General features: G+C 65.2%; 27 protein-coding genes. 8 read left to right on the top strand and 19 right to left on the bottom strand.

The window, feature by feature from the left end; genetic code table 11:
- Window positions 1-187 precede the first annotated feature (187 nt).
- The 3 genes from ribA to AC56LY_RS12280 all read left to right on the top strand — a co-directional run bounded on the left by ribA (window position 188) and on the right by AC56LY_RS12280 (window position 3,363).
- Entirely contained in the window at window positions 188-871 is a 684-nt protein-coding gene (gene ribA, locus AC56LY_RS12270) for a GTP cyclohydrolase II (RefSeq protein WP_499579785.1), read from the top strand.
- Window positions 872-949: 78 nt separating this feature from the next.
- Window positions 950-2,416 carry a S1 family peptidase gene (locus tag AC56LY_RS12275; RefSeq protein WP_499579787.1) on the top strand — a complete coding sequence of 489 codons (1,467 nt, stop codon included), beginning with the start codon at window positions 950-952 and terminating at the stop codon, window positions 2,414-2,416.
- On the top strand, window positions 2,413-3,363 hold the full coding sequence (locus tag AC56LY_RS12280) for an FHA domain-containing protein (RefSeq protein WP_499579791.1): 951 nt from the start codon (window positions 2,413-2,415) through the stop codon (window positions 3,361-3,363). The genes AC56LY_RS12275 and AC56LY_RS12280 overlap by 4 nt, the downstream gene beginning before the upstream one ends.
- Window positions 3,364-3,381: 18 nt before the next feature.
- Here the strand turns inward: AC56LY_RS12280 and AC56LY_RS12285 are convergent, their stop codons facing one another.
- Window positions 3,382-5,046: a hybrid sensor histidine kinase/response regulator gene (locus AC56LY_RS12285; RefSeq protein ID WP_499579793.1), complete on the bottom strand. Its 1,665-nt coding sequence runs from the start codon at window positions 5,044-5,046 to the stop codon at window positions 3,382-3,384.
- Between the two features lie 148 nt (window positions 5,047-5,194).
- On the opposite strand from AC56LY_RS12285, the gene AC56LY_RS12290 reads away from it, so the two are divergent.
- From AC56LY_RS12290 to AC56LY_RS12305, 4 genes are all read left to right on the top strand, one after another.
- Window positions 5,195-6,250 (top strand): sensor histidine kinase, encoded by a 1,056-nt coding sequence (locus AC56LY_RS12290; RefSeq protein WP_499579796.1) that lies wholly within the window; start codon window positions 5,195-5,197, stop codon window positions 6,248-6,250.
- Window positions 6,238-6,954 (top strand): LytR/AlgR family response regulator transcription factor, encoded by a 717-nt coding sequence (locus AC56LY_RS12295; RefSeq protein ID WP_499579799.1) that lies wholly within the window; start codon window positions 6,238-6,240, stop codon window positions 6,952-6,954. Before AC56LY_RS12290 ends, AC56LY_RS12295 begins: the two co-directional genes overlap by 13 nt.
- A 79-nt stretch (window positions 6,955-7,033) precedes the next feature.
- Window positions 7,034-8,251 carry an acyltransferase family protein gene (locus tag AC56LY_RS12300; protein WP_499579801.1) on the top strand — a complete coding sequence of 406 codons (1,218 nt, stop codon included), beginning with the start codon at window positions 7,034-7,036 and terminating at the stop codon, window positions 8,249-8,251.
- A gap of 117 nt (window positions 8,252-8,368) precedes the next feature.
- Entirely contained in the window at window positions 8,369-9,166 is a 798-nt protein-coding gene (locus AC56LY_RS12305; RefSeq protein ID WP_499579805.1) for a hypothetical protein, read from the top strand.
- A 51-nt stretch (window positions 9,167-9,217) separates the two neighbouring features.
- Here AC56LY_RS12305 and AC56LY_RS12310 read toward each other — a convergent pair whose 3' ends face one another.
- The 4 genes from AC56LY_RS12310 to leuC form a co-directional block, all read right to left on the bottom strand.
- Entirely contained in the window at window positions 9,218-9,832 is a 615-nt protein-coding gene (locus AC56LY_RS12310; protein ID WP_499579808.1) for a flavin reductase family protein, read from the bottom strand.
- A 39-nt stretch (window positions 9,833-9,871) separates the two neighbouring features.
- The gene (locus tag AC56LY_RS12315; protein ID WP_499579812.1) at window positions 9,872-10,789 is read right to left on the bottom strand and encodes a LysR substrate-binding domain-containing protein; all 918 of its coding nucleotides are present in this window, start codon (window positions 10,787-10,789) and stop codon (window positions 9,872-9,874) included.
- A gap of 77 nt (window positions 10,790-10,866) precedes the next feature.
- Complete coding sequence (leuD, locus tag AC56LY_RS12320; RefSeq protein WP_499579815.1) at window positions 10,867-11,505, bottom strand: 3-isopropylmalate dehydratase small subunit; 639 nt, start codon at window positions 11,503-11,505, stop codon at window positions 10,867-10,869.
- The gene (leuC, locus tag AC56LY_RS12325) at window positions 11,505-12,908 is read right to left on the bottom strand and encodes a 3-isopropylmalate dehydratase large subunit (protein ID WP_499579817.1); all 1,404 of its coding nucleotides are present in this window, start codon (window positions 12,906-12,908) and stop codon (window positions 11,505-11,507) included. Before leuC ends, leuD begins: the two co-directional genes overlap by 1 nt.
- A 282-nt stretch (window positions 12,909-13,190) precedes the next feature.
- Between leuC and AC56LY_RS12330 the strand changes: the two genes are divergently transcribed.
- On the top strand, window positions 13,191-14,147 hold the full coding sequence (locus AC56LY_RS12330) for a Bug family tripartite tricarboxylate transporter substrate binding protein (protein WP_499579819.1): 957 nt from the start codon (window positions 13,191-13,193) through the stop codon (window positions 14,145-14,147).
- Between the two features lie 10 nt (window positions 14,148-14,157).
- On the opposite strand, the gene AC56LY_RS12335 is transcribed toward AC56LY_RS12330, so the two are convergent.
- From AC56LY_RS12335 to AC56LY_RS12400, 14 genes are all read right to left on the bottom strand, one after another.
- Entirely contained in the window at window positions 14,158-15,057 is a 900-nt protein-coding gene (locus tag AC56LY_RS12335; protein ID WP_499579821.1) for an ion transporter, read from the bottom strand.
- The gene (locus AC56LY_RS12340) at window positions 15,054-15,608 is read right to left on the bottom strand and encodes an NADPH-dependent FMN reductase (protein ID WP_499579823.1); all 555 of its coding nucleotides are present in this window, start codon (window positions 15,606-15,608) and stop codon (window positions 15,054-15,056) included. The genes AC56LY_RS12335 and AC56LY_RS12340 overlap by 4 nt, the downstream gene beginning before the upstream one ends.
- Window positions 15,609-15,680: 72 nt before the next feature.
- Window positions 15,681-15,986, bottom strand: a complete 306-nt coding sequence (locus AC56LY_RS12345) for a hypothetical protein (protein WP_499579825.1) — start codon at window positions 15,984-15,986, stop codon at window positions 15,681-15,683.
- A gap of 2 nt (window positions 15,987-15,988) precedes the next feature.
- Complete coding sequence (locus tag AC56LY_RS12350) at window positions 15,989-17,236, bottom strand: MFS transporter (protein WP_499579827.1); 1,248 nt, start codon at window positions 17,234-17,236, stop codon at window positions 15,989-15,991.
- A 51-nt stretch (window positions 17,237-17,287) separates the two neighbouring features.
- On the bottom strand, window positions 17,288-17,803 hold the full coding sequence (gene ispF / locus AC56LY_RS12355) for a 2-C-methyl-D-erythritol 2,4-cyclodiphosphate synthase (RefSeq protein WP_499579829.1): 516 nt from the start codon (window positions 17,801-17,803) through the stop codon (window positions 17,288-17,290).
- A gap of 21 nt (window positions 17,804-17,824) precedes the next feature.
- Window positions 17,825-18,574: a 2-C-methyl-D-erythritol 4-phosphate cytidylyltransferase gene (gene ispD, locus AC56LY_RS12360; protein ID WP_499579831.1), complete on the bottom strand. Its 750-nt coding sequence runs from the start codon at window positions 18,572-18,574 to the stop codon at window positions 17,825-17,827.
- Complete coding sequence (locus AC56LY_RS12365; protein ID WP_499579834.1) at window positions 18,567-19,262, bottom strand: hypothetical protein; 696 nt, start codon at window positions 19,260-19,262, stop codon at window positions 18,567-18,569. The genes ispD and AC56LY_RS12365 overlap by 8 nt, the downstream gene beginning before the upstream one ends.
- Window positions 19,263-19,267: 5 nt before the next feature.
- On the bottom strand, window positions 19,268-19,825 hold the full coding sequence (locus AC56LY_RS12370; RefSeq protein WP_332531169.1) for an NUDIX domain-containing protein: 558 nt from the start codon (window positions 19,823-19,825) through the stop codon (window positions 19,268-19,270).
- Between the two features lie 56 nt (window positions 19,826-19,881).
- Entirely contained in the window at window positions 19,882-20,208 is a 327-nt protein-coding gene (locus AC56LY_RS12375) for a DUF2818 family protein (RefSeq protein ID WP_499579836.1), read from the bottom strand.
- A gap of 3 nt (window positions 20,209-20,211) precedes the next feature.
- Window positions 20,212-21,726 (bottom strand): NADH-quinone oxidoreductase subunit NuoN, encoded by a 1,515-nt coding sequence (gene nuoN, locus AC56LY_RS12380; protein ID WP_499579838.1) that lies wholly within the window; start codon window positions 21,724-21,726, stop codon window positions 20,212-20,214.
- A gap of 9 nt (window positions 21,727-21,735) precedes the next feature.
- Window positions 21,736-23,235 (bottom strand): NADH-quinone oxidoreductase subunit M, encoded by a 1,500-nt coding sequence (locus AC56LY_RS12385; protein WP_499579840.1) that lies wholly within the window; start codon window positions 23,233-23,235, stop codon window positions 21,736-21,738.
- 22 nt (window positions 23,236-23,257) lie between these two features.
- Window positions 23,258-25,372, bottom strand: a complete 2,115-nt coding sequence (nuoL, locus tag AC56LY_RS12390; RefSeq protein ID WP_258834887.1) for an NADH-quinone oxidoreductase subunit L — start codon at window positions 25,370-25,372, stop codon at window positions 23,258-23,260.
- Window positions 25,373-25,411: 39 nt separating this feature from the next.
- Window positions 25,412-25,720 (bottom strand): NADH-quinone oxidoreductase subunit NuoK, encoded by a 309-nt coding sequence (nuoK, locus tag AC56LY_RS12395; protein WP_183557698.1) that lies wholly within the window; start codon window positions 25,718-25,720, stop codon window positions 25,412-25,414.
- Complete coding sequence (locus AC56LY_RS12400) at window positions 25,717-26,400, bottom strand: NADH-quinone oxidoreductase subunit J (protein ID WP_499579842.1); 684 nt, start codon at window positions 26,398-26,400, stop codon at window positions 25,717-25,719. Before AC56LY_RS12400 ends, nuoK begins: the two co-directional genes overlap by 4 nt.
- Window positions 26,401-26,402 lie beyond the last annotated feature (2 nt).

Here is a 26,402-nt window from a genome sequence, read left to right on the forward strand (position 1 = left end):
CCGATAATTACAGGAAAAGCCGGGAGATTTACCCAAGTTGCTTAAATGTGTTGCGAGAGCGCCTTGTCAGAACAACCCTGCAGGTCGTGGCGTTGCAGCAGCCATCGGGGTGATTCCGCACGGCCACGCCGGATTTCCGATAAACTTGCGCCCTACAAGTCTATCGTCATCGATTGGAAATACCGTCATGCAAGCCGCCGCCATTCCCGCCAACCTTCCGCCAGCCCTGCTCGACTACGCGACCTCGTGCGCGCTGCCGACGCCGTGGGCCGAGTTCACGCTGCATGCCTGGGTCGAGGCAGCCACCGGCAAGGAGCACCTGGCGATGGCACTTGGCGACCTGGGCAACGGCGAACCGGTGCTGACGCGCGTGCATTCCGAATGCCTCACCGGCGACGTGATGTTCTCGCAGCGCTGCGACTGCGGCGCCCAGCTCGAAGGGGCGCTGCGCCGCATCGCCGAAGAAGGCCGCGGCGTCGTGCTGTACCTGCGCCAGGAAGGCCGCGGCATTGGCCTGCTCAACAAGATCCGCGCCTACCGCCTGCAGGAAGCCGGTGCCGACACCGTCGAAGCCAATCTTCAACTGGGCTTTCACGCCGACGCCCGCAACTATGAACTGTGCCGGCCGATGCTGGCGCAGTTCGGCATCAAGGCGGTGCGCCTGATGACCAACAACCCGCGCAAGATCGACGCCCTCACCCGCCTGGGGATCACGGTCACCGAGCGCGTGCCGCTGCTGGTCAACCGCAACGCCCACAACAACAGCTACCTCAATACCAAAGAGGCCAAGCTGGGCCACATGATGGCGCCCCTGACGTCCGTCGAGCAGGGCGAGCCGGTAGCCCCGGCAGCGGTCACGCCGTTTGCCTAGCCAATGGCGCGCTAACGCGCGCAAGTCCGGCCGCTGCGATGGCAAGATAGCGGTTTCTACCTGTTCCCTGGCAACCGCATGAACCGGGTCACCCTTGCACGTTCGTTCGCACTCCTGCTGACCGGCCTGGCGCTGGTCGCAGCGCCCGCCATCTTCACGCCGCCGGCGGTTGCACAGACGGGTGCCGGCGCCGTCGCGCGCGCCTCACTGGCTGCACCGGCAGCCGCGCATGTCGCCGCGCCAGTCCCGCAGATCGCGGTCGACACGCCGCCGGCCGCCACGCCCACCGAGCTGATTCCCGGCGAAGTCGATACGCAGGATGCCCTGCCCCAGCCATCGTCGGCGGCGCAGGACCTGTACGAATCGGCGCGCAGCGACCTGCTGCAGATCCGCATGCTGCTCAAGAACGGGCGCACCCAGTCCACCGTGGGTTCGGGCTTTTTGGTCGGCACCAGCAATCTGGCGCTGACCAATTACCATGTGGTCTCGCAGATGGCGCTCGACCCGGCCATCTACACGGCAGAATACATCGACACCGATGGCAATACCGGCCCGGTCGAACTGCTGGCGGTGGACGTGCTGCACGATCTGGCGGTGGTGCGCATCAACCGCAATGGCAGCGGCTTCTTCAAGGTGCCCGAGCAAAAAGTGAAGCTGCGCCAGGGCCAGCCGCTGTACTCGCTGGGCAATCCGCTCGACCTGGGGTTCGCGATTTCCGAGGGCGCCTACAACGGCGTGCTCAAGCGCAGCTTCTATGACCGCCTGATCTTCAGCGGCCCGATCAACTCGGGCATGAGCGGCGGCCCGAGCGTGACCGCCAGCGGCACCGTGGCCGGCATCAACGTCTCGCGCCGGCGCGACGGCGAATCGGTCAGCTTCCTGGTGCCCGTGATGTACGCGCAGGAGCTGCTGCGCAAGGTGGCCGAGCAGGCCGCGCCGCCGCCCGACTTCAATCCGCTCATCGGCAAGCAGCTGCTGGCGCACCAGGGCGGCATGGTCGACCGCCTGCTTGAAGAACCGTTGACGCTCAAGGGCATGGGACCGTATCTGGTGCCGGTGCGCGAGTCCGGCCAGGTACGTTGCTGGGGCCGCTCCAATTCGCGCGGCGCCGCGTACGCGGTCGACGCCATGAGCTGCGTGATGCAGTCGGCGGTATTCGTCTCGGACGTCCAGCAGACCGGCAACGTGTCGATGACGCACCGCTACATCCGTTCGGGGACGATGGACCCGATGCGCTTTGCCGCGCTGGCCAGCGATATCTTCCAGGTCGATAACCTGGGCAGCACGGGCGATCCGCGCCTGACCAAGCCATTCTGCACCGAGCGCTTCGTGCACACCCGCACGCTGCCGCTGCGCGCCGTGACCTGCGTGCGCGCCTACCGCAAGTTCGAAGGGCTGTACAACTTCACGCTGCTCACGGCCAGTACCGACGCCTCGCAGGCCAGCCTGCAAAGCCGGCTCGATGTCTCGGGTGTGTCGTACGAAAACGGCATGCGCGTCACGCGCGCCTATCTCGGCGCATTCGGACGCACGGTGCGCAAATGAGCGGCCCCTGGACCATCGAGACGCTGGCGCGCAATGGCGAGGTGCTGCACCGGCACCGCGTGACCACGCTGCCGATCCGCCTTGGCCGCGCCTATGACAACGACTTCATCGTCGACGACGACTACGCCGCGGCGCACCACGCGCTGGTCGAGTTGGGTCCCGACGACGGATTGCTGATGCGCGACCTCGATACGAGGAACGGCATCAACCACAAGGGCCGGCGCGTCAAGGAACTGACGCTGGGCGGCGACACCGTCGTGCGCATGGGGCACACGTCGCTGCGCATCCGCCCGGCCGCGCACCCGGTGCCGCCCGAACTGGTCGACCGCACGATGCACGGCTGGGAAGGCATGCTGCCGGGCGGCGCCGGCATCGTGCTGTGCGTGCTGACTGCGCTGCTGGTCGCCTGGCTGCTCGACGCCGGCGCCGACCCCGAACGCTACGCGCTGTACCCGGCGCTGGCCGTGGGCGCGGGCCTGGCCTGGAGCGGCATGTGGGCGTTTTCCAACCGCTTGTTCGGTCGCCGCGCGCGCCTCGGGCGGCACCTGTTCATTGTCGGCTTCGGGCTGGCCGCGCTGGTCGGCGTGCGCCTGCTGGCCAGCGTGGTGGCCTATGCGTGGTCGCTCGAATGGCTGACCGGCTACGGCTCGCACGCGGTCGTGGTGACGGTGGCATTGATGATCTACTTCCACCTGGCCACCGTCACGCCGCAGTTCCGGCGGCGTCTGCGCATTTCGTGCGCCGGGATCGCGGTCCTGGTGTCGCTGCTGATCCTGGCCGGGAACATGCAGCGCAATGGCCGCACCGCCGACGAGCTGTACATGCCGGTGCTGCTGCCGCCCGAGCTGCGCGCCAGTCCCGATGTGCCGGTGGCCGAGTACATGGGCAGCGTGGGCGCGATGAAGCGCGAGATCGACGCCGAGCGCCGCGGCAACGGCGCCGAATAAGGCGGGCGCTCAGGACGCTCAGTCCAGCGCCGCCAGCAGGCGGCTCACCGTCTCGGCCGCGATCGGCTTGGTGAAGTGCTGGTCGAACCCGGCCTCGCGCGAGCGTGCCTGGTCTTCTTCCGAACCCCAGCCGGTCACGGCGACGATGGTCATCCGTGCCAGTTCTGGCATGGCCCGCAGGCGCGTGGCCAGCTCGAAGCCCGTCATGCCGGGCATGCCGATATCCAGGAACGCGACGTCCGGCACGAACTCCCGGGCCAGGGTCAACGCATCGCGCCCGTTGGTCGCGGTGCGGATCTCGTGCGAGTTCAGTTGCAGCAGCAGCGACAGGCTTTCGGCCGCGTCGATATTGTCGTCCACCACCAGGATGCGGTAAGTGCGGCGCTGCGCCGTGCGGCGGTCCTGGCGCGCGGTGTCCTCGCCCGGCACCGCCATGCGCGCGCCCAGTGGCAGGCGCACGGTGAACGTGCTGCCAAGGCCGGCGCCGGGACTCTCGGCGCTGACGCTGCCGCCATGCAGCGCCACCAGCTGGCGCACCAGCGACAGGCCAATGCCCAGCCCGCCCTGCGCCAGGCCCATGTTGCGGCCGACCTGGTTGAACATCTCGAAGATCGTGTCCTGGTGCTCGGGCGGGATGCCCACGCCGCTGTCGGTCACCGATACCACGGCCTGCCCGCCGCGGCTGCCGTCGCTGCGTTCCTTGTGCACCGTGAGGCGGATGCTGCCGCCGGGCGGCGTGTACTTGGCCGCGTTGGTCAACAGGTTGTTGATCACCTGCGCGACGCGGGTCGGGTCGATGTCGAGCAGCAGCGGCTCGCCCCACATGGCGACATCGAGCACGTGCCGCGCGCCCTGGATCATCGGGGTGCTGGTCTCGACCGCGCTTGCCACCACGCGGTTCAGGTCGACCAGCTGCTTGCGGATATCGATCTTGCCGCTGGTGACGCGGGCGACGTCGAGCAGGTCGTCGATCAGGTGCGTCATCTGGCGCGTCTGACGCTCGAGCATTTCGCGTACGCGCTCGATCGTTTCGGGACTGTCGGCGCGCAGGCGCATGATTTCCAGGCCAGTGCGGATCGGCGCCATCGGGTTGCGCAGCTCATGCGCCAGCACGGCCAGGAATTCGCTGCGGTGGCGGGTGGCCTCGGCCGACTCGTGCGCCTGGCGTTGCAGCGCCGCCTCGACACGGTGGTGCTCGCCAGCGTCGATCTCGAAGGCCGTATGGAAGAAACCGTGCACGGTGCCGGCGGCCTCGCGCAGTGGCGAGAAGGCGGCGCTGAAGTGGCGCGTGCCAGGGGTGTGCGTCGATGCGGGCAGCAGCAGCACGTCGTCGAGCCAGGCCGGCGCGCCGGCAAGCGCACTGTCGACCAGCGGCGCCAGGCGCGGCCAGGCCGCGGGGAGCATACCGGACAGCGGCTGGCCCAACGCTTGTCGGTACTCTGCCCCCAGCAGCCTGGCATAGGCATCATTGAACAGCACCGGCATGGCGGGCGATGCAGATGTGCCCCAACCGACCAGCGCCAGGTGCCGCGCGTCGAGCATCAGGTCGACGGCGACCCGCAATTCGGGTGGCCAACTGGCCACGTCACCCAGTGCGGTGGCTGCCCAATCGTGGTGGCGCACCAGCGCGCGCATGCCGCCATCGTCGGAGGAAATGGAAGAAGGTCGGACTGGATCGCTCATGGCCGAATTGTCGCATGAACTCCAATTGACGGTCGGCAATTGGCCCTCGGGTGATGCGATGTCGTCGCAGCGGCAGTCACCATGCATGCCGCTTTGACACGCGCCCGGGAATGCTGGAAGATCGACCGTCTTCCTTCCAGCCTGCCCCATGCCCTCACGCCGCACCCTGCTCGTCGCCGGTATCGCCTGGCTCCTGTTCTGGACGCTGATGGTGCTCGTCGCCGTCGAAGACTACCGGCGCGACGGGGGCGCCGCGCTCTGGCAGCCAGTTTTGTGGGAAACGTCATCGGCACTGGTGGCCACCTGTCTGTTCGTGATCCAGCGCCGCTTCAGCGCGCAGCACGACGTGCTGGTTGCCACGCCCCGGCGCTGGTTCGGCCAGCAGGCACGCTGGCTGCCGCTGTACTGGTTCGGCTTCACGCCGGTCGTGTTCGCGCTGCGCCACGCCGTCTATGCATTGGCCGGCACGCGTTACGAACACGAGGCCTGGGCCGGGGTGTTCGTCTACGAGGCGCTCAAGATTTCGCTGTTCTTCGGCCTGTTCACGACGATCGGCTTCGGCCTGCTGTCGTACCGTGAAATGATGAAGGAGCGCGTGCGCGCCGAGCAGGCCGGCGCCCTGCTGCGCGAAGCCCAGCTCGAGCGCCTGACGCGCCAGATGCAGCCGCACTTCCTGTTCAATGCGCTCAATACGATTTCCTCGCTGATGCACACCGATGTGGCACGCGCCGATGCGACCCTGGTGCGGCTGGCCGACGTACTGCGTGCGACGCTGGCGCTGGGTGAAAAACCGCAGGCGAGTCTGGGTGACGAATTGCGTCTGGCCCAGGGCTACGCCGCCGTGATGCAGGAACGTTTCGACGGGCGCGTGACGCTGGCCTGGGACATCGAGCCGGCAGCCCTGCCAGTGCTGCTGCCCGCGATCAGCCTGCAGCCACTGCTCGAGAACGTGTTCAAGCACACGGTGGCGCACCGGCGCGCACCGACGGCGATCCGGGTCGAAGCCAGGCTTGTGGACGGCGCGCTGCGCTTGTGCATCGAAGACGATGGCGGCGTGCTGGCACCGTCAGGCACGCCGGGCATCACGGTAATCAACCTGCGCACCCGCCTGGCCGCGTTGCACGGCGAGCGCGCGAACTTGGCCCTGCATGCGCTGCTGCCGGCCGGCGTGCGCGCCGAACTGAGGGTGCCATGCGCCTCCTGATCGTCGACGACGAACGGCCGGCGCGCGAGCGCCTGCGCCGCATGCTCGCGCATGAACCAGATGTCACGTCGGTGATGGAAGCAGCCGATGGCGTCGAAGCACTGACGCTGGTCGCGCGCGACGCACCCGACGCACTGCTGCTCGATATCGAGATGCCAGAACTGTCGGGCATCGACGTGGCCGCTTCGCTGCCGGCGCCGGCCCCACTGGTCGTGTTCGTGACGGCGTATGACGACTACGCACTGCGCGCGTTCGATGCCGAGGCGGTCGATTATCTGCTCAAGCCGTTCGATGGCGCGCGGCTGCGGCGCACACTGGATCGCCTGCAGAGCCGGCTGACCACAGTGGCACGCGCGCCGGCAAGCACCGGAGCACCACCGCGCCAGTTGCTGGTAACCGAGCGTGGCGCCACCCGCGTCGTGCAGGTGGCCGATATCGAGTGGCTCGAAACGGCCGACAACTACGTCGCGCTGCACACCCGCGACGGCGCGCCGCTGCTGCGCCAGTCCCTCGGCACGCTGCTCCGGCAGCTCGGCCCCGCGTTCGTGCGCTGCCATCGTTGCGCGGCAGTGCGGCTGACCGCTGTCAACCGCATCGTCCCGCACAGCAGGGGCGATTGCACGCTGGTGCTGCATAGCGGCGCCGTCGTTCCATGCAGCCGGCAATACCGGGCGGCCCTGCTCGATCCGCTTCGCCCCGCCTGAGGTCCGGTTCGCCCCATGGCGCTGGCGCCGCCACGCGAGGCTGCGCGATGCTGGGGTCTTCAAACTCCGAGGACACACCATGCAGCCATCTGTTCCTGCCACCAGCGAGCGCCTGTACTTTCTCGACTGGGTACGCATCCTGGCGTTTTTCGTGCTGATCGCCTATCACGTGGGTATGTATTACGTGAGCTGGGACTGGCACGTGAAGAGTCCGCACGCCAGCGAAGCGGCCGAACCCTTCATGCTGCTGTCGTCGCCCTGGCGCCTGACGCTGCTGTTCTTCGTGGCTGGGGTTGCCTCGCATTTCCTGCTGGCGCGCCTGGGCCCGCAGATCTTCGTGCGCCGGCGCAGCCTGCGCCTTCTGGTGCCGATGCTGTTCGGGATGCTCGTGATCGTGCCGCCGCAACCCTATCTCGAAGTGGTTGAAAAACTCGGCTACACGGGCGATTACCTGGCGTTCATGCGGCTGTACCTGGCCGGCTACGACGGCTTCTGCCGCGAAGATTGCCTGTCGCTGCCCACCTGGAACCACCTGTGGTTCGTGCTGTACCTGTGGTGCTACACGATGGTGCTTGCCGCCGGCGCGGCGCTGCTGGGCGAACCGCGCGTTGCCGCGCTTGCGCGCCGGGTTGGCGCCCTGCTGGACGGGTGGCGCCTGATCGTGTTGCCGGTCGTGTTTCTGGGCCTGGTGCGCATCCTGTTGCTCGACCGTTTTCCGCAAGACCATTCGCTGACAAACGACTGGTACAACCATGCCACCTACCTGCCCGTCTTCGTGCTCGGTGCACTGCTGGCGCGCACGCCACGGATCTGGGCCACGATGATGGCGCAGCGCTGGCCTGCGCTGTGTCTTGCCCTGGCGGCCTGGGCGGGAATCGTGCTGTGGCTGCTGGGGTCGCATGAGACCATGGCGCCGCACGACATCGAACGCTGGCGCACCGGCATGCGGTTCGTGTACGCGCTGTGCGCCTGGAGCGCCATCATCGCGGCCTGCGGTTTCGCCCGCTGTCACCTGAACTGCGACGGGCCGGCCCGGCGCTACCTGACCGACGCCGTGTTCCCCGTCTACATCGCGCACCAGACGCTGATCGTCACGATGGCGCACGCCTTCAAGCCGCTGCAACTGGCGCCCGGTCTCGAAGCGGTGCTGTTGATGATCCTGACCGCCTGCGGCAGCTTCGCGCTGTACGAGATGGTGCGGCGCGTGCCGCTCATGCGGCCGTTGTTCGGTCTGGCGTGGCAAGCGCGCATGCCACGGACGACCGAATCCCTGACTGCCACAGCGTTGCGGCAGTAAGCGTCATCCGCACGTTCGGGGTGCACCATATGAGTACGCCTTGGTGAGCGCCAGCGGTCAACCGCGCTGGCCCGATCCTTGCATATACATAATCACACTGAACTGCGGGAGAAGTCGATGTTGACCCAAAACGATGTGCTCGAATACACGGGCATGCATGGCCATATGATCCGCGTGCTGTGGATCGACCGCGCCCAGGCGCTGGCCTGGACCTACCGGCTGGCAAGCCCTTCGGCCCTGCCCGAGCCGACACCCTTGCACGACCTCGAGGACCTGCTGCGCGGTGGCGGAGCGCGCCGGCTGCTGGTCGATCCGTTCGCGGCCGCGCCGCCACAAGAGCCGGTACCGCAAGGCTACCTGGCCCTGCAGGCCAAGGCCTGGTCGGCCGTGCGCACCCTGCACACCGACCGCCAGGCGCTGTACCAGCCGCGCGAGCGCGCCATCCTGATCGCTGGCTACGCTGCGACCCATGGCATCTCGAAGTCCAGCATCCTGCGCTACCTGCGCCGCTACTGGGAACGGGGCCAGACGCCGGACGCGCTGCTGCCGGACTACGGCAACTCGGGCGCACCGGGGCGCACGCGCGCCGTCACTGCCGGCATCAAGCGCGGCCGGCCGCGCAAGGGCGAGGCCACCGGCACCAATGCCGACGAACGGATGCGCGCGATCTTCCGCGCCGCTGCAGCGCGCTACGCTGCCAGCCACGACGACTTTTCGCGCCGCGCGGCGTACCGCCAGATGCTGGGCGACTTCTTCCAGGGCCAGGATGCAGGTGGTTTGCCGAGCTTCGGCCAGTTCAACTACTGGCTCGAACGCGACGCTGCTGCCCCGCCAGCGGTCACGCTGACGCGCCCGTCTGCACCATTGCCGGGCCGCGCTGCACCACGCTTTGCCCACCACGCGGCCATGCCGTAACCCACCAATCCGGTGCGCTGCACGCCACCGTGGTGCGCACCGGATGATCGTCTAGCGCGGCCGGTGCATCTGGAACAGCTGTTCGGGCCCGACCGAAAAGTAATCGGCTGGCCCGCCCGCGCGCAGGATATGGCCGGCGTTGGCGGTGTCGTAGACGCCGTCCTTGAGCGACGCTGCGGCGATGTGCACGCCCACCACTTCGCCCAATACGAGCCAGGTCGGCACCGTCTCGCCGCTGGCCTGCTGCAGCTGGATGATCTGCGTGACCTTGCATTCGAACGCCACCGGGCTTTCGGCCACGCGCGGCGCCGCCACCAGGCGCGACGATACCGGCGTCAGCCCGGCCAGCGCGAATTCGTCGACCTCGGGGCCGACGGCGGCGCATGACGCGTTCATCGCCTCGGCCAGCGGGCGGGTCGCAAGATTCCACACGAATTCGCCCGTCTCCTGCACATTGCGCAGCGTGTCCTTGGCGCCGATGCTGGCAAACCCGACGATCGGCGGCACGTAATTGAAGGCGTTGAAGAAGCTGTACGGGGCCAGGTTGCGCACGCCGGATGCGCTCAGCGACGAGATCCAGCCGATGGGCCGTGGGCCGACGATGGCATTGAAGGGATCATGGGGCAGCCCGTGGCCTTGACGGGGTTCGTAGAAATGGATCGACATGGATTGGTTTTTTCTTGAATGGGTTGGAATGGTGTGCGCTCAGGGCCCGTTGATCGCGCGGGCCGCATCGGCGCTCAGGCAACTGGCCAGCAACCTGACCGGGGCCGGCAGCGCCAGCGTACTGCGCAGCGCGAGCAGCAGCGTGCGCTCGGCCCAGTCGTCGGTCAGCGTGATCAGCTTCAGGCCCATCGAGCGCACGTGCGGTTCGGCGGCCAGGCGCGGCAGCACGCCGATGCCCAGGCCCACCATCACCATGCGGCAGACGGCGTCGAAGCTGCGCACCTGGATACTGAGCTTCAGTGGCTTTTCAAGGCGGCTGCATTCGGTGCGCAAGCGTTCGGCCAGCGACGTCGCTTCGGACAGGCTGACGAATTCATAGTCGAGCGCATCGGCCAGCCGCACGCTGTCGTGCGTGGCCAGCGGATGATCGAGCGACACGATCAATACCAGCCGGTCCTGGCGGTAATCGAAGACATCGATGTCGCCCACGGCGGTGCGGTCGGCAAACAGGCCAATGTCGGCGCGGTTCTCGCGCACCGCCGCCACGACGTCGCCGCTGTTGCGCTCTTCCAGGCTGACGCGGATGCCCGGATGCTCGCGCCGAAAGCGCGTCAGGTCGTCCGGCAGAAACTGCGTCACTGCCGAGGTGTTGGCCCAGATGCGCACCTGGCCCCGGCCACCGGCAGCGAAGTCGGACAGGTCGCCGGACATCCTGTCGACATCCTGCAGGATGCCGAGCGCGTGCTGGAAACACGAGCGGCCCGCCTCGGTCAGCGTGACGCCATTGGCGTGGCGGTACAGCAGCCGGGTGCCCAGATGCGCTTCGAGGTCCGATACGCGCTTGCTCGCCGCAGCGACGGCGAGATTGGATTGCTGGGCGCCGCGCGTGATGCTGCCGGTGCGCGCAATCTCGATGAACAAGTTGAGCGTGACCAGATCAAAACGCGCGTAGTTCAACAGCACTCTCCTCGGATGGGCGACAGGGTAGACAGCGTGCATCTTGCCACAAGCACGTGGCGGCGTTGCGCGCAGCTTCAGAATACCCAGTCTTCTTCCTTCCTGCGCCATGCTTCATAGGCCCGGATCTTGTCCGCGTGGCCGATCGTCAGCGCGATATCGTCGAGGCCGTGCAGCAGCCGATCCTTGCGGGCCGGGTCCACCTCGAACCGGCTGACGCGTTCAGCGCCGGGCCAGGTAACGGCCTGCGCCGGCAGATCGACCTTCAACGAAAACCCGGGCGCGGCGTCGCATGCCGTGAACAGCGCATCGACCTCGTGGTCCGCCAGCACGATCGGCAGCAATCCGTTCTTGAAGCAGTTGTTATAAAAAATCTCGGCAAACGATGGCGCGATGAGGACGCGAATGCCAAAGTCGGCCAGCGCCCACGGCGCATGTTCGCGCGAACTGCCGCAGCCGAAGTTGTCGCGCGCGAGCAGGATGCTGGCGCCCTGGTAGCGCGGCTGGTTCAGCACGAAATCCGGGTTCAGCGGCCGGCCGCTGCAGTCCTGGTCGGGTTCGCCGGTATCGAGATAGCGCCAGGCATCGAACAGGTTCACGCCAAAGCCGGCGCGGCGGATCGATTTGAGAAACTGCTTGGGGACGATGGCATCGGTATCGACGTTGCCGCGATCGAGCGGCACGACCAGTCCTTCGTGTACGGTAAATTGCTCCATCAGCACCACTCCCGGATATCGACGAAATGCCCCATGACGGCAGCGGCCGCTGCCATTTCCGGACTGACCAGATGCGTGCGTCCGCCCGCGCCCTGGCGCCCTTCGAAATTGCGGTTCGAGGTCGAGGCCGCGCGCTGGCCTGGCCGCAGCTGGTCGGCGTTCATCCCCAGGCACATCGAGCAGCCCGGCTCGCGCCATTCGAAGCCCGCTTGCCGGAAGACCGCGTCGAGCCCTTCGGCCTCGGCCTGCTGCTTGACCAGCCCCGAGCCCGGCACCACCATGGCCAGTTGCACGTTGTGCGCGACCTGCCGACCGCGCACGATGGCGGCTGCGGCGCGCAAATCCTCGATCCGCGAGTTGGTGCACGACCCGATGAAGACGACGTCGACATGGATGTCGGTGATGCGCGTGCCGGGCGCCAGGCCCATATACGACAACGCGTGCACAATGCCGGCGCGCCGGGTCGGGTCCGGCTCGTGCGCGGGATCGGGCACCATGCCGTCGACGGTCGTGACCATCTCTGGCGATGTGCCCCACGTTACCTGCGGCTTGATCGTGGCCACGTCGATCGTCACCAGCGCGTCGAACACGGCGCCAGGGTCGCTCGCGAGGGTGCGCCAGTACGCGACGGCCCGCTCCCATTGCGCGCCGCGCGGCGCTTCCGGGCGCCCATCCAGATAGGCGATGGTTTTTTCGTCCACCGCGATCATGCCGCAGCGCGCGCCGGCCTCCACGGTCATATTGCACAAGGTCATGCGGCCTTCCATCGACAAGGCGGTGACCGCCGCGCCGGCATACTCGATCGCATAGCCTGTCGCACCTGCGGTGCCGATCTTGCCGATCATCGCCAGCGCCATGTCCTTGGCCGTCACGCCAGGCGGCAGCACGCCGTCGTAGCGCACCAACAGGTTCTTCGACTTTTTGCCGAGCAGGCACTGGGTCGCCAGCACATGTTCGACCTCGGACGTGCCGATGCCAAATGCCAGGCAGGCAAACGCGCCGTGGGTGCTCGTGTGGCTGTCGCCGCAGACGACGGAGAGGCCCGGCAACGTCACGCCCTGCTCCGGACCGATCACGTGCACGATGCCTTGCCGCCGGTCTGTCATGCCGATTTCGTCGATTCCGAACTCGCCGCAATTTTTCGTCAGCGTTTCCACCTGCAGGCGCGAGACGGGATCGTCGATGCCGGCCGCGCGGTCGGTGGTGGGAATATTGTGGTCGGCCACGGCCAGGTTCGACGCGATGCGCCATACCTTGCGCCGGTGCGTGCGCAAGCCTTCGAAGGCCTGCGGGCTCATGACTTCATTGAGCAAGTGGCGGTCGACGTACAGCAGCGTCGTGCCGTCGTCCTCGACGTGCACTTCGTGCCGTGACCACAACTTATCGTATAGCGTATCTGCCATGATCTGTCGTCTCCATCGCGATCGTTCGATTGCCGGCACTGCGCGCTCTGCGGCGGCGTTGCCGGTGGACCGAGTGTGGCCCGAAAAGGCGTGACCGGGGAATCCCTGAATCGGCAATTCCCGTTTCGCGGATGGCGAAGGCTTCGCGGAATGCGAAACCTGCACGACCGATAATACGAATGCCGGGCGCGCGAGAAATCAGTACATTGGCTTGTACCTTGCTGCACCCAAAGCCCGCCCCAGAGAGCGGGTCATGACATACACATTCACAGGAGACGTACGATGCTTCGCACCCTTGCCGGCAGCATGCTGCTGCTTGCCTCAGCTGCAGCCCTTGCCCAGACGCTGCCATCCAAGCCGATCACGCTGATCGTTCCCAATCCACCCGGCGGCGTCGTCGACACGGCCGCGCGCGTGGTCGCGCAACCGCTCGGGCAGTTGCTCAAGCACACGGTCGTCGTCGACAACCGGCCCGGTGGCAGCGGGAATATTGCCTACCAGACGGTGGCGCGTTCGGCACCGGACGGCGCCACGCTGCTGGTGTCGTATTCGGCGTATCACACAGCCAATCCATCCTTGATGAAAAAGCTGCCGTGGGCGCCGAAGGATTTCACGCCCGTCGCGCTGCTGGTCACTGCGACCAATGTCGTGGCCGTGCACCCGTCCCTGCCGGTGGGCACGCTCGGCGAACTGGTGGCCTACCTGAAAAAGAATCCCGGCAAATTCAGTTACGCATCGCAGGGCAACGGTTCGCTGTCGCATATCGGGACCGAGCTGTTCAAGCAGCAGACCGGCACCAATATGCTGCACGTTCCGTACAAGGGTTCCGGCCAAGCGGTCGCGGACGTGCTGTCGGGACGCGTGCACGTGTTCATCACGACGCCGCCGTCGGTGATGCAGCATGTCCAGTCCGGCAAGCTGAAGGCGCTGGCCATCGCCGGCAAGACGCGTCATCCGATGCTGCCGCAGGTACCGACGACGGCCGAAGCGGGCTTCCCCGACTTCACGCTCGAAGCCTGGGTGGGGTTGTTCGCGCCGGCGGGCACGCCGCCTGCCCTCGTCACGCAACTGACCAATGGCGTGAAGGGCGCGCTGGACACGCCGGAAGCGAAAAAACAGGCCGATGCGCAGGGCGTCGAGATCCACTACCTGAATCCCCCTGCCGTCGCCAGCCTCGTGACGGGCGAGCTTGATTACTGGAACAAGGTCATCAAGAAGGCGAACATCACGCTCGACTGAGGCACTGTCGTCAGGCCTGGTCTGCGGCCAGGCCGGCGCCGCAATCCTTGCAGAACTGCGCGCGCGGATCGTGGCCCGTGCTGCCGCAGTTGCTGCAGCTGCGTGGTTCGCCGCGCGGCGCATGGCGCGCCAGCTTTTGCGACGTCATCTCGGCGCTGACGATCCCCGTCGGCACCGCCAGGATGCCCCAGCCGAGCAGCATCATGAACGACGCGATTGCCTTGCCCAGATGTGTGTGCGGCGTGATGTCGCCATAGCCGACCGTGGTGATCGTCACCGTGGCCCAGTACATCGCCATCGGGATGCTGGTAAAGCCGCTCTCGGGGCCCTCGACCACGTACATCACGGTGCCGAGAATCAGGATCAGCATCAGCACGACCGACAGGAACACCATGATCTTGCGCTTGCTGGCCACCAGCGCCTCACCGAGGCGCGTGTACTCGTCGACATAACGCGTGAGCTTGAGGATGCGGAAGATGCGCAGCAGGCGCAGGATGCGCACGTCGAGAAACACCTGGCTGCCCGGCACCAGCAGCGAAATCCAGGTCGGCAGCACCGACACCAGATCGATCACGCCATAGAAGCTGCGTGCATAGCGCACCGGGCGCTGGACGCAGACCAGGCGCGCGATGTACTCGAGCGTGAAGAAGATCGTGAACGTCCATTCGAGCACCGACATCTGCGCCGCATAACGCCGGCCGATGGCCGGCACACTGTCGAGCACCACGGTGAGGATGCTGAGCAGGATGATCGCCACCAGCGCGAGGTCGAAACGGCGCCCGGCCGGCGTGTCGGTGCCGAAGATGACATCGAACATGCGCGCACGCCAGCCGTCCGCCGGGCGCCCCAGCAGGGTTGGCATATCGCGCGGCGCAGTCGGGACAGGTTGGTTGTCGGTCGCCCGGCTCATCGGGCGTGCTGCGTGACCCAGGCGCCAAAGGCGGCCATGAATTTTTCGAAGAAGGCACGCGTGCTGTCATCGATCAGCCGGTCGCCTTCGTATTTGGCAGCGACGCCTCCGATATACGCTTCCGGCGCCGGCATCGTTGGCATGTTCAGGAACGGCAGCATCTGGCGCAGGTGGTGGTTGGCGCCGAAGCCGCCCAGGACGCCGGGCGAGACGCTGACCACGGCGCATGGCTTGTCGACGAATGCCGCCTTGCCATAGGGGCGCGAGCCGACGTCGATGGCATTCTTGAGCGAACCCGGTACCGAGCGATTGTATTCGGGCGTGCAGAACAGGATGGCGTCGGCAGCGCCAATCGCCTCGCGAAACACCGTGAACGCGGGCGGTGGCGTGGCGGTTTCATCGTCCTCGTTGTACAGCGGCAGGTCGCGCAGTTCGACAATCGTCAGCTCAAAGCCGTCCGGTGCCACGTCGATGAGGCTGTTGGCAACGCGGCGGGTGAACGATTCCTTCCGCAGGCTGCCGACGAGGACGGCGATTTTCTTGGTGGTCATGGGGATCCTTTGAGTGTTCTTGATGCGTTATCGATCTCTCATGATAACCAGTTTCACCCCGATGCTGGGCAGCTACAGGCGCAGCCGCCGGTACATCTGCAGGAAGCGCTTGCGCCCTGCCTTGCTCAAGACCACGACCGGATCGCCATGCCACGCATACAGGAACGGGGCGCCACCCTGGCGGTCGCTGATGCGCACCGACAGCAGAAAGCACGTGCCCAGCGGGTACTGCGCCAGATCGAGCAGGCGACGCGAACACTGCACGCGCATGCCCGTCGAAAATGCCTGCCCCGAGACGGGCGAAATGCACGGCCGGCCACGCCAGTCCAGGCTGGATTCCACCGCAACCTCGCGGTATGCCCAGGCATCGCGCGCCATCGTTACGCCTTCGCCAGCGCGGGTGCGCGAACCACGTGCGCCTCGCGGATCGGCAGATTGATCAGCGCGGCGGCTGCAGCCAGGGCCATGTCGGCATACCACATCCAGCTGTAGTCACCCGTGTGGACGACGGCCAGCCCGCCCAGCCAGGCGCCGAAGAAGCCGCCGATCTGGTGCGACAGCAGGGTCATGCCGAACAGCGTGGCCAGGTAGCGCACGCCGAACAGCTTGCCTACCAGGCCTGCCGTTGGCGGCACCGTCGCCAGCCAGGTAAAGCCCAGCGCGCCGGCAAACATATAAAAGGTCCACGCCGTCTTGGGCGCCAGCAGATACACGGCGACGATGACGACGCGGCTCGCGTAGATCCAGAACAGCAGCGACTTCATGCGGTAACGCGAGGCCAGCATCCCGGCCGACAGGCTGCCCGCGATGTTGAACAGGCCGATCAGCGCGAGCGCCGTGGCCGACACCGTCGTCGGCAAACCGCACATGGCGACTTCGCCCGGCAAGTGCGTGACGAGAAAGGCGATGTGAAAGCCGCAGGTAAAGAAGCCCGCATGCAGGCACAGGTAGCTGCGGTCGCGCAGTGCCTGGCGCAGTTGCTGGCCGAGGGCGATGGTGGGTGCTGCCGGTGCGGCCGCCGTCAATGCGGGTGTGACAGCAGCGCGCTTGCGCCTCAGCGGCCAGGCCAGCGGAATGGTAAGCAGAGCAGTCCCCGCCAGCGTCAGCATAGCGACGATCCAGCCGGCGCCGGCGATGATCGCGCCCATCAGCGGCGCCAGCGCGAACTGGCCGAACGAGCCACCGGCATTGATGAAACCGGACGCGAACGCGCGGCGCTCGGGCGGCAGGCGCTGCGCCGTGGCGCCGATCAGGATCGAGAAGCTGCCCGCCCCTGCCCCGGCCGCTGACAGGAAGCCCATCGTCAGCAACAGCGCCCATTCGGAGCCGACGAACGGCGTCGCCGCCGTGCCGACCGCCAGCATCACGCCGCCCAGGGCGATGACGCGGCCTGGGCCGTACTTGTCGGCCACAGCGCCAAAGACCGGCTGCGCCACGCCCCACATCAGCTGCGCCACCGCCATCACGAAGCTGATCGTGGCGACACCCAGGCCGGTGGCCGTGTTGAGCGGTGACAGGAACAGGCCGCTGGTCAGGCGCGTCCCCGTCGTGATCATCATGACGGCGCTCGCAACCAGGATCAGGGTCCAGGCCGCGCGGGGCGACAGGTGGGCGGGGGAGTTTGTCATTTGGCAATTATAGAGCCGCCGCCCCGCCCTGGGCGACGATCAGTCGACAGATTAGTCGGCTGGCATGCGAATCAGCAATGCGGTCGATTGCGCGGCCATGCCCTCTTCGCGCCCGAGGTAGCCGAGCTTCTCGTTGGTCTTGGCCTTGATATTGACCTGCTGCGGCGACACACCCAGGTCTTCGGCAATACGGGTGACCATCAGCGGGATGTGCGGCGCCATCTTCGGCTGCTGCGCGATGATGGTCGCGTCGATGTTGCCGATCGTGTAGCCGGCGTGCAGCACGCGGTTCGCCACTTCGCGCAGCAGCGTGCGCGAGTCGGCGCCGGCGAACATCGGGTCGGTGTCCGGGAAGTGCTTGCCGATGTCACCCAGCGCGGCCGCGCCCAGCAGCGAATCGATGATCGCATGCAGCAGCACGTCGGCATCCGAATGGCCTTGCAGACCAAGGCGGTGCGGGATCGTCACGCCGCCGACGATGAGCTTGCGCCCTTCGACGAGCGCATGGTTGTCGTAGCCGGTGCCGATACGAAACGGTGGAGTGGGATTGTAGGATGCGAGTGCCATGATGATGGGTTCTTGTCTTGGTCAGATGGAGGCGTCGGCGGCCAGGTACATCTCGGCGATGCGGATGTCCGATGGCAGCGTGACTTTGAGGTTGCGCGGGTGCCCTTCCACCAGCCTGGGAGCCAGGCCGAGGGCTTCGACCGCGCTGGCGTCGTCGGTGATGGCGGCAGGATCGGTCGCCGCGTCGAGCGCGCGGCACAGCAGCGCGTAGGTGAACATCTGCGGCGTCTGGGCCAGCCACAGGTTGGCGCGGTCCACGGTGGCGATGCCGCCATCGCTACGCCGCTTGACGGTGTCGACCACCGGCAGGGCCAGCAGGCCGCCGGCCGGATAGTCGCCCGTCCCGGTGATCAGGCGTTCGATCAGCGCCGCGTTCAGGCCGGGGCGCGCGGCGTCATGCACCAGCACGTGGTCGGTATCGGCAAGCGTGGCGCGTACGGCGTGCAGGCCGTTGCGGATCGATTCCATGCGCGTCGCGCCGCCACAGCGCAACACGGTGACGCGGCTCATGTCATCGTTGGCGTCGGGCAGGACGGCGTCGATGAACGGGTCGTCCGCACTGACAACGACGTAGGTGTGGGCGATCAGCGGACTGGACAGAAAGGCGTCGACCGTGTGGCGCAGCATCGGCTTGGCGCCGATCGCGAGGTACTGCTTGGGGCTGCCGGCAGCCATGCGTGCGCCGACGCCGGCGGCCGGAATCAGGGCTACGTGGCGACGGCTTGCGTCGGGTTGTTCGTTCATTGTCATCAACAGCTGGTTGTCATCCATTGCGGCGTGCAGTTCTCAGCAATGACTGTACCTCACCTGCACAAACCTTGCCCAGGCGGGCGTACTCCTGCGGCGTGTCGATGGCCGCCTGCAGCCCTTCGACCCTGGCCATCTCGCCCTTGATATAAGGCATCCAGCTGCGGTCGATCTCGCGCTGCAGCAACGCCTGCGCCTGGCCGATGGGCGCGTACAGCGGCTTGCCGGCAAAGCGCCCCGCCAGCCGTGCGCGCACGGCCGCTTCGGCCTTCGGCATGAAGGTCTGGTACGTGGTCAGGTGACGCATTTCGTGGGCCAGCACTTCGCGGTAGGCGCACGACGCGGGCGGGAACTCGCGGCTGACATACACGACGATGGGCGCGTAATCGAGACTGACGTCGATGCGCGGCGCCACGCATTCGTAGCCGGTGGCCGGGTCAGCCAGCATGCGGCCGCCGACATTGATGCGCACCCGTGCTTCGGTGTGGGTCAGGCCCAGCACCCACGAGCCGCGCCGCACACTGGGCATCAGGCGCGTGAGGTCGTAATACGAGCGCGTGTTGTCGATGCGGTAGCCCTGCTCGCGCGTCGACAGCACCGAGATGCTTTCGCCGATCGTGTCTTCGCAGCGCGCCTGCAGCGGCGTGCGGGTCTGGGCCGACGCCGCCGAGATCACTAACGACAGCAGTGCTGCCAACAACAGGTGCTGCATCGTGATCAGGCAGGCGTCCAGTCGCCAGCCAGGATCTTCTCGAGCCAGAACGTGCCGATGATCGTCTTGACGTCGGTGATCTCGCCACGGCGGACGAGCTCCAGCAGTTCGGGCAGCGTGACACTGAACAGTTCGAGGAATTCGCCGGCATCGAGCTGTTGCTCGCCGTGCGTCAGGTCTTCGGCCAGGAAGATCTCGAGGTGTTCGTCCGAGTAGGCGATGGCATTGTGGATGGTGCAGACGAAGCGCCATTTGGCCGCCGTGTAGCCGGTTTCCTCGACCAGCTCGCGCTTGGCGCAGTCGAGATGATCTTCGCCCGGGTCGATTTTACCGGCCGGGAATTCGATGAAGACCTTGCCATTCGGGTAGCGGAACTGGCGTTCCAGCAGGATGCGCCCATCGGGCAACAACGGCAGGATGACAACGGCGCCAGGATGGCGGATGAATTCGCGGTGGCTTTCCTTGCCATCCGGCAGGCGGATGCGGTCACGTTCGACCTTCAGGAAGTGACCATCGTAGACGACGCCGCCGTCGAGGCGGGTTTCTTTCAGTTCCGACACTATGTGCTCCTTATCGTTGAGGCTGCGATACGGAGCATCATAAGCGAACCGCTCGATCTCTACCTGCGTGGTTTGTGCAGATACCGCATGACGAAGCCGGGAAATGCCAGCACCAGGAACAGGCACCCGGTCACAGCGTGAAACTCCCAGGTCTGCACGGCCACCGACCCGATGCGCGATTCAAGCAGGCGGGCAATGAAGCCCACCACGAAGTACAGGACGATCAGCTCGAGCAGCCGTACCGGGAACGGCTTGATGCGCCGCTCCCCGGCCGGCTTGCGGCTGGGGAGCACCACGAGCCCGAACAGGCGCTCGTTGATGAACGGCAGGTTGGCAGCGGCCAGTGCGAGCAGCACCACCAGCCAGGTGGCCAGATTCAGATCCACGCCTTACTTGGCCAGCGTGGCCTGCATGGCGGTGTAGCAGACAGCCAGCAGGCTGCCCGGGATCACACCCATCACCACGATTGCCACGCCGTTGAGCGACATGACGATGCGCATATCCAGCGGGGTCGAAATGGCCGAGGTGTCGGCGGCTTCATCGAACCAGATGGTCTTGACGATGCGCAGGTAGTAGAACGCACCGATCAGCGAGAACATGACAGCCACGACCGCCAGCCACACCATGCCGGTATTGGCAACGGCCTGCAGCACGGCGTACTTGGCGATGAAGCCCACCATCGGCGGCACACCGGCCAGCGAGAACATCAGGATGGTCATGACAATCGCAAACCATGGGCTGCGCTTGCCGAGACCCTTGAAGTCGCTGATCAGTTCAGCTTCATGGCCGGCGCGTGCCAGCATCATGATCAGGCCGAAGGTACCGACCGTCGTCAACACGTAGATGATCGTGTAGTACATACCGGCGCTGTAGGCGGCGGCCGAATCGGTCAGGCTGCTACCCGTATTGCCCACCACAAGCGCGAGCACGACAAAGCCCATCTGGGCAATGGTCGAGTAAGCCAGCATGCGCTTGATGTTGGTCTGCGCGATCGCGGTGATGTTACCGAACGCCAGCGACAGCACGGCCACGACCATCAGCATCTGCTGCCAGTCGAACGCCATCGATGGCAATGCTTCGACCAGCAGGCGAATGACGATCGCGAACGTTGCCAGCTTCGGCGCGCCACCCAGCAGCAGCGTGACGGCCGTCGGGGCGCCCTGCACCACGTCCGGCACCCACATGTGGAATGGCACAACGCCGAGCTTGAACGCCAGGCCAGCTACCAGGAACACCAGGCCGAAGACCAGGATCATGCGGTCGGCTTCGCCGGCGCTCGTGACACGACCGATGGTGTCGATGTCGATCGAACCGGTCGCGCCATAGATCATCGACATGCCGTACAGCAGGAAGCCCGATGCCAGTGCGCCAAGGACGAAGTACTTCATCGCCGCTTCGGTCGAGATTGCATGATCGCGGCGCAGTGCCACCAGCGCGTACAGCGACAGCGACATCAGTTCCAGACCGAGGTAGATCGACAGCATGCTGTTACCGGAGATCATGATCATCTGGCCCAGCATCGAGAACAGCGCGAGCACATAGAACTCGCCGCCCAGGTTGCCCGACATCATGTCGCGCGCACCGACATACTGGCGCGAATAGACCAGGGTCATGGCCGTGGCCAGGTAAGTGAACAGCTTGAGCAGGTTCGACATCGGATCGGACACGTACATATTGCTGAACGTGAAGACGGTCGTGCCGGCATTGAAATCGACGAACGAGAACACGGCGCAACCGGCGATTGCCAGCAGCGACAGCGCATACGTCAGATTGCGCTTGCCGGCCTTCAGGTACATATCGATCAGCAGGATCGCCGATGTCGCGATCAGGAGGAATATCTCGGCATACACCGGCACCAGATTGGTGTCGGCTGCCGATAACAGGGTTGGGGTCATCTCATTCATGGCGTTTTATTAAGGCACTTTGCTGACTGCGACATGTTGCAGGAGATCGGTGACCGACACCTGCAAGGTCTCGGCGATCGGCGCCGGGTACAGGCCCATGGCCAGGGTGGCAATGGCCAGCACCGACAGGATGGCGAACTCGCGGCCGTTCAGGTCGACCAGTTCGGCCACATGCTTGTTGGCGACCGGGCCGAAGATGACGCGCTTGACCATCCACAGCGAATAGGCAGCGCCCAGGATCAGCGCGGTACCCGAAGCAAGGCCCGTCCAGAAGTTGAACTCGACCGCGCCCAGGATGACCATGAATTCGCCGATGAAGCCCGACGTGGCCGGCAGGCCGGCATTGGCCATCGAGAACAGCACGGCGAAGGCAGCGAACTTCGGCATCGTGTTGACGACACCGCCGTAGGCAGCGATTTCACGCGAGTGGACACGGTCGTACAGCACGCCGATACACAGGAACATCGCGCCCGACACGAAGCCGTGCGAGATTGCCTGCATCAGGCCGCCCTGCACGCCCAGGTCGTTGAACATGAAGAAGCCCAGCGTGACGAAGCCCATGTGGGCAATCGACGAGTACGCCACCAGTTTCTTCATGTCCTTCTGGACCAGTGCGACCAGGCCGATGTAGATCACGGCGATCAGCGACAGCACGATGACGACCGGCGCCAGGTACTGGCTTGCGTCCGGGGTGATCGGCAGCGAGAAGCGCAGGAAACCGTAGGCGCCCAGCTTGAGCATGATCGCAGCCAGCACGACCGAACCACCGGTTGGCGCTTCGACGTGGGCATCCGGCAGCCACGTGTGCACCGGCCACATTGGCACCTTGACGGCAAATGCCATGAAGAACGCGCAGAAGATCAGGATCTGCTCTTTCATCGTCAGTGGCAGCAGGTGCCAGTCGAGGATGTTGAACGAGCCCGACGCGTTGTACAGGTAGATGATCGCGACCAGCGTCAGCAGCGAACCAAAGAACGTGTACAGGAAGAACTTGAACGCTGCATACACGCGATTCGGGCCGCCGAACACGCCGATGATGATGAACATCGGGATCAGCGTCGCTTCGAAGAAGAAGTAGAACAGCAGGCCGTCCAGCGCGCAGAACACGCCGATCATCAGGCCCGACAGGATCAGGAACGAACCCATGTACTGGGCGACACGTTCCTGGATCACTTCCCAGGCCGCCAGCACGACGATGATCGTGATGAAGGCGGTCAGCGGCACGAACCACAGCGACAGGCCATCCACACCCAGGCGGTAGAAGATGTTGAAGCGATCGATCCAGGCCGCTTCTTCAAAGAACTGCATGCCGTGGGCAGCGTTGTCGAAGTTCGTGATCAGGGGAATCGTCGGCAACAGGCTGACGATGGCGCCCACGAGCGAGAGCATGCGTACCATGCCGGCGTTCTTGTCGCGGCCGACGGCCAGGACCAGCACGCCGAACAGGATCGGGAGCCAGATGGCGAGGCTCAGGTACGGTGGAAATGTTGAAATTGTAGACTGCATCATTTTTCGTTATCTCTGCCTGTGATTAACCGCGCCAGAACGGGAAGAAGTACAGCATGGCCGCCAGCACGCCAACGATCATCACGAACGCATAGTGGTAGATGTAACCGGTCTGTGCTTTACGGGTGATGGTCGAGAACCAGCCGACTGCCTTGGCGCTGCCGTTGACGACCAGGCCGTCGATCAGGCCGCGATCGCCCACTTTCCACAGACCGCCGCCCAGCAGGAGCGAGCCGCCGGCGAAGACTTTCTGGTTGAACGCATCCATGTAGTACTTGTTGTCCAGCAGGGTGTGCAGCGGCTTGAACTTGGCATAGAACCAGGCCGGCACGCGTGGGTTGATCATGTAGCAGTAGTAGGCAGCAACAACGCCAGCCAGTGCCAGCCAGAACGGTGCAGTCTGCAGACCGTGCAGGGCCATCGCGGCAGCGCCGTGGAACATCTCGCCCAGTTCGGCCATGGCCGGGTGGTTCGGGTTCACGGTGATGACGCCATCGAAGAACGTGCCATGCAGCATTGGCTGGATCGTGAAGAAACCGATCAGCATCGATGGAATCGCCAGCAGGACCAGCGGCACCGTCACGACCCATGGGGACTCGTGCGGCTTCTGGCCCGGGGCCAGGCCGTGGTGGCCGTGGTCGTCGTGCGCGTCTTCTTCGTGGTGCGAACCCGAATCGTGCAGTGCGTGCGGATCCGAATGATCGTTAGCGGCTGCCTTGTGATGCGCGTGATCGTCATGATGATCATGCGCGTGGGCTTTGCCGAAACGCTCTTCGCCGTGGAACACGAGGAAGTACATGCGGAACGAGTAGAACGCCGTGACGAACACACCGGCCAGCACTGCGAAGTTGGCAAAGCCGGTGCCTGGCAGATTACTTGCGTGCACTGCCTCGATGATCGAATCCTTCGAGTAGAAGCCCGAGAAGAACGGCGTACCGATCAGGGCCAGCGAACCGATCAGCGAAGTGATCCAGGTGATCGGCATGTACTTGCGCAGGCCGCCCATGTTGCGCATGTCCTGGTCGTGGTGCATGCCCATGATGACCGAGCCGGCGCCAAGGAACAGCAGTGCCTTGAAGAACGCGTGCGTCATCAGGTGGAATGCGGCGACCGAGTAGGCCGACACACCCAGTGCGACGGTCATGTAGCCCAGCTGCGACAGCGTCGAGTACGCGACCACGCGCTTGATGTCATTTTGAATGATGCCCAGGAAGCCCATGAACAGCGCGGTGATCGAACCGATGACGATGATGAACGACAGCGCGCCATCGGACAGCTCGAACAACGGCGACATGCGCGACACCATGAAGATACCGGCGGTAACCATCGTTGCGGCGTGGATCAGTGCCGAGATCGGGGTCGGGCCTTCCATCGAGTCAGGCAGCCAGACGTGCAGCGGGAACTGCGCCGACTTGCCCATCGCGCCGATGAACAGGCAGATGCAGGCGGCGGTCAGCAGCGGCCAGTCGGTGCCCGGCACCGTCATTAGGGCCAGCTGGTCGGCCTGTGCGAAGACTTCAGCGTAGTTCATCGTGCCGGCGGCGGCCAGGATCAGGCCGATACCGAGGATGAAGCCGAAGTCGCCGACGCGGTTGACCAGGAACGCCTTCATGTTGGCGAAGATCGCCGTTGGACGCGTGTACCAGAAGCCGATCAGGAGATACGAGACCAGGCCCACTGCTTCCCAGCCGAAGAACAGCTGCAGGAAGTTGTTGGACATGACCAGCATCAGCATGGCGAACGTGAACAGCGAGATGTACGAGAAGAAGCGGTTGTAGCCGTCATCCTCGGCCATGTAGCCGATCGTGTAGATGTGGACCATCAGCGACACCGACGTGACGACGCACATCATCATCGCGGTCAGGGTGTCGATCTGGAAGCCGACGGCCAGCTTGAGCGTGCCGACGGTCATCCAGGTGTACAGGTCCTGATTGAGCGTGAAGCCGTCGAGCGCGGCCATCAGGGTCATGACCGAGATGACCAGCGCGATCGCCACGCCGAGGATGGTCGCGGTATGCGACACCTTGCGGCCGACGACATTGCCCAGGAACTTGGTACCCAGCAGACCGGCAATTGCCGAGCCTGCGAGCGGTGCCAGTGGCACTGCCAGTAAGAGTGAGGTTGAAATTTGCCCCGCCATGTTGAACCTTATTCGTTATAAGTTATCGAGCGAGACCGATCAGCCCTTGAGGCTGTCGAGGTCTTCCACGTTGATCGTGTCCAGATTGCGGAACAGGACCACCAGGATCGCCAGGCCGATTGCGCTTTCGGCGGCCGCGACGGTCAAAATGAAGAACACGAAGATCTGCCCCGCCGCGTCGCCCAGGTAGTGGGAAAACGCGATGAAGTTCAGGTTCACCGCCAGCAGCATCAATTCGATGGCCATCAGCAAGATGATGATGTTCTTCCGGTTCAGGAAGATACCGACCACCGAGATCGCGAACAGGATCGCGCCCAGGATCAGATAGTGTGCGAGGGAGACGGTCATTTGCTTTCCTTCGGTTCGGCAGCAGCTGGCGCGGCAGCAGCAGCGGCTGCAGCGGCCTTGGCCACGTTCGCGGCGTCGATGGCCGGCTGGTTCACGGTGGCGACCTTGATGATCTTCAGGCGGTCGTTGCGTTTCACACGCACGGCGTCGGCCGGATCGATGGCCTTGCTGTCCTTGCGGCGGCGCAGCGTCAGGGCGACAGCAGCGATGATGGCCACCAGCAGCACCACGGCGGCAATTTCAAAGCCGTAGATGTAGCGGGTATAGATCTGCATGCCCAATTCCTTTGTGCCGCCGATGTTCAGGGCAGCCGCTTCCGGCGTTTGCTGGAAGTTGCTGTACCCGTGCCACAGCACTGCGCCCATCTCGAGCACGATCAGGGCGCCGACGCCGGCTGCCAGTGGCAGGAAGCCCCAGAAACCTTCACGCATGCGGTCGATATTAATATCGAGCATCATGACGACGAACAGGAATAGCACCATGACGGCGCCGACATAGACCAGCACCAGCACGATGGCGAGGAATTCGGCCTTCAGCAGCAGCCAGATACCGGCGGCATTGAAGAAAGCCAGCACCAGGAACAGCGCGGCGTGAACCGGGTTCTTGGCGGTGATGACGCGCAGGCCGGCCAGCACCATCACGGCCGCGAACACGTAGAACAAAATATCAGTAAATGTCATGA

The organism is Telluria sp. ZT3P25, assembly GCF_059685895.1.

Bases quoted from the DNA above. Each gene is read 5' to 3' on its own strand.
- ribA (WP_499579785.1), top strand. From the start codon at position 188: ATGCAAGCCGCCGCCATTCCCGCCAACCTTCCGCCAGCCCTGCTCGAC.
- AC56LY_RS12275 (WP_499579787.1), top strand. From the start codon at position 950: ATGAACCGGGTCACCCTTGCACGTTCGTTCGCACTCCTGCTGACCGGC.
- AC56LY_RS12280 (WP_499579791.1), top strand. From the start codon at position 2,413: ATGAGCGGCCCCTGGACCATCGAGACGCTGGCGCGCAATGGCGAGGTG.
- AC56LY_RS12285 (WP_499579793.1), bottom strand. From the start codon at position 5,046: ATGAGCGATCCAGTCCGACCTTCTTCCATTTCCTCCGACGATGGCGGC.
- AC56LY_RS12290 (WP_499579796.1), top strand. From the start codon at position 5,195: ATGCCCTCACGCCGCACCCTGCTCGTCGCCGGTATCGCCTGGCTCCTG.
- AC56LY_RS12295 (WP_499579799.1), top strand. From the start codon at position 6,238: ATGCGCCTCCTGATCGTCGACGACGAACGGCCGGCGCGCGAGCGCCTG.
- AC56LY_RS12300 (WP_499579801.1), top strand. From the start codon at position 7,034: ATGCAGCCATCTGTTCCTGCCACCAGCGAGCGCCTGTACTTTCTCGAC.
- AC56LY_RS12305 (WP_499579805.1), top strand. From the start codon at position 8,369: ATGTTGACCCAAAACGATGTGCTCGAATACACGGGCATGCATGGCCAT.
- AC56LY_RS12310 (WP_499579808.1), bottom strand. From the start codon at position 9,832: ATGTCGATCCATTTCTACGAACCCCGTCAAGGCCACGGGCTGCCCCAT.
- leuD (WP_499579815.1), bottom strand. From the start codon at position 11,505: ATGGAGCAATTTACCGTACACGAAGGACTGGTCGTGCCGCTCGATCGC.
- leuC (WP_499579817.1), bottom strand. From the start codon at position 12,908: ATGGCAGATACGCTATACGATAAGTTGTGGTCACGGCACGAAGTGCAC.
- AC56LY_RS12330 (WP_499579819.1), top strand. From the start codon at position 13,191: ATGCTTCGCACCCTTGCCGGCAGCATGCTGCTGCTTGCCTCAGCTGCA.
- AC56LY_RS12335 (WP_499579821.1), bottom strand. From the start codon at position 15,057: ATGAGCCGGGCGACCGACAACCAACCTGTCCCGACTGCGCCGCGCGAT.
- AC56LY_RS12340 (WP_499579823.1), bottom strand. From the start codon at position 15,608: ATGACCACCAAGAAAATCGCCGTCCTCGTCGGCAGCCTGCGGAAGGAA.
- AC56LY_RS12345 (WP_499579825.1), bottom strand. From the start codon at position 15,986: ATGGCGCGCGATGCCTGGGCATACCGCGAGGTTGCGGTGGAATCCAGC.
- AC56LY_RS12350 (WP_499579827.1), bottom strand. From the start codon at position 17,236: ATGACAAACTCCCCCGCCCACCTGTCGCCCCGCGCGGCCTGGACCCTG.
- ispF (WP_499579829.1), bottom strand. From the start codon at position 17,803: ATGGCACTCGCATCCTACAATCCCACTCCACCGTTTCGTATCGGCACC.
- ispD (WP_499579831.1), bottom strand. From the start codon at position 18,574: ATGGATGACAACCAGCTGTTGATGACAATGAACGAACAACCCGACGCA.
- AC56LY_RS12365 (WP_499579834.1), bottom strand. From the start codon at position 19,262: ATGCAGCACCTGTTGTTGGCAGCACTGCTGTCGTTAGTGATCTCGGCG.
- nuoN (WP_499579838.1), bottom strand. From the start codon at position 21,726: ATGAATGAGATGACCCCAACCCTGTTATCGGCAGCCGACACCAATCTG.
- AC56LY_RS12385 (WP_499579840.1), bottom strand. From the start codon at position 23,235: ATGATGCAGTCTACAATTTCAACATTTCCACCGTACCTGAGCCTCGCC.
- nuoL (WP_258834887.1), bottom strand. From the start codon at position 25,372: ATGGCGGGGCAAATTTCAACCTCACTCTTACTGGCAGTGCCACTGGCA.
- nuoK (WP_183557698.1), bottom strand. From the start codon at position 25,720: ATGACCGTCTCCCTCGCACACTATCTGATCCTGGGCGCGATCCTGTTC.
- AC56LY_RS12400 (WP_499579842.1), bottom strand. From the start codon at position 26,400: ATGACATTTACTGATATTTTGTTCTACGTGTTCGCGGCCGTGATGGTG.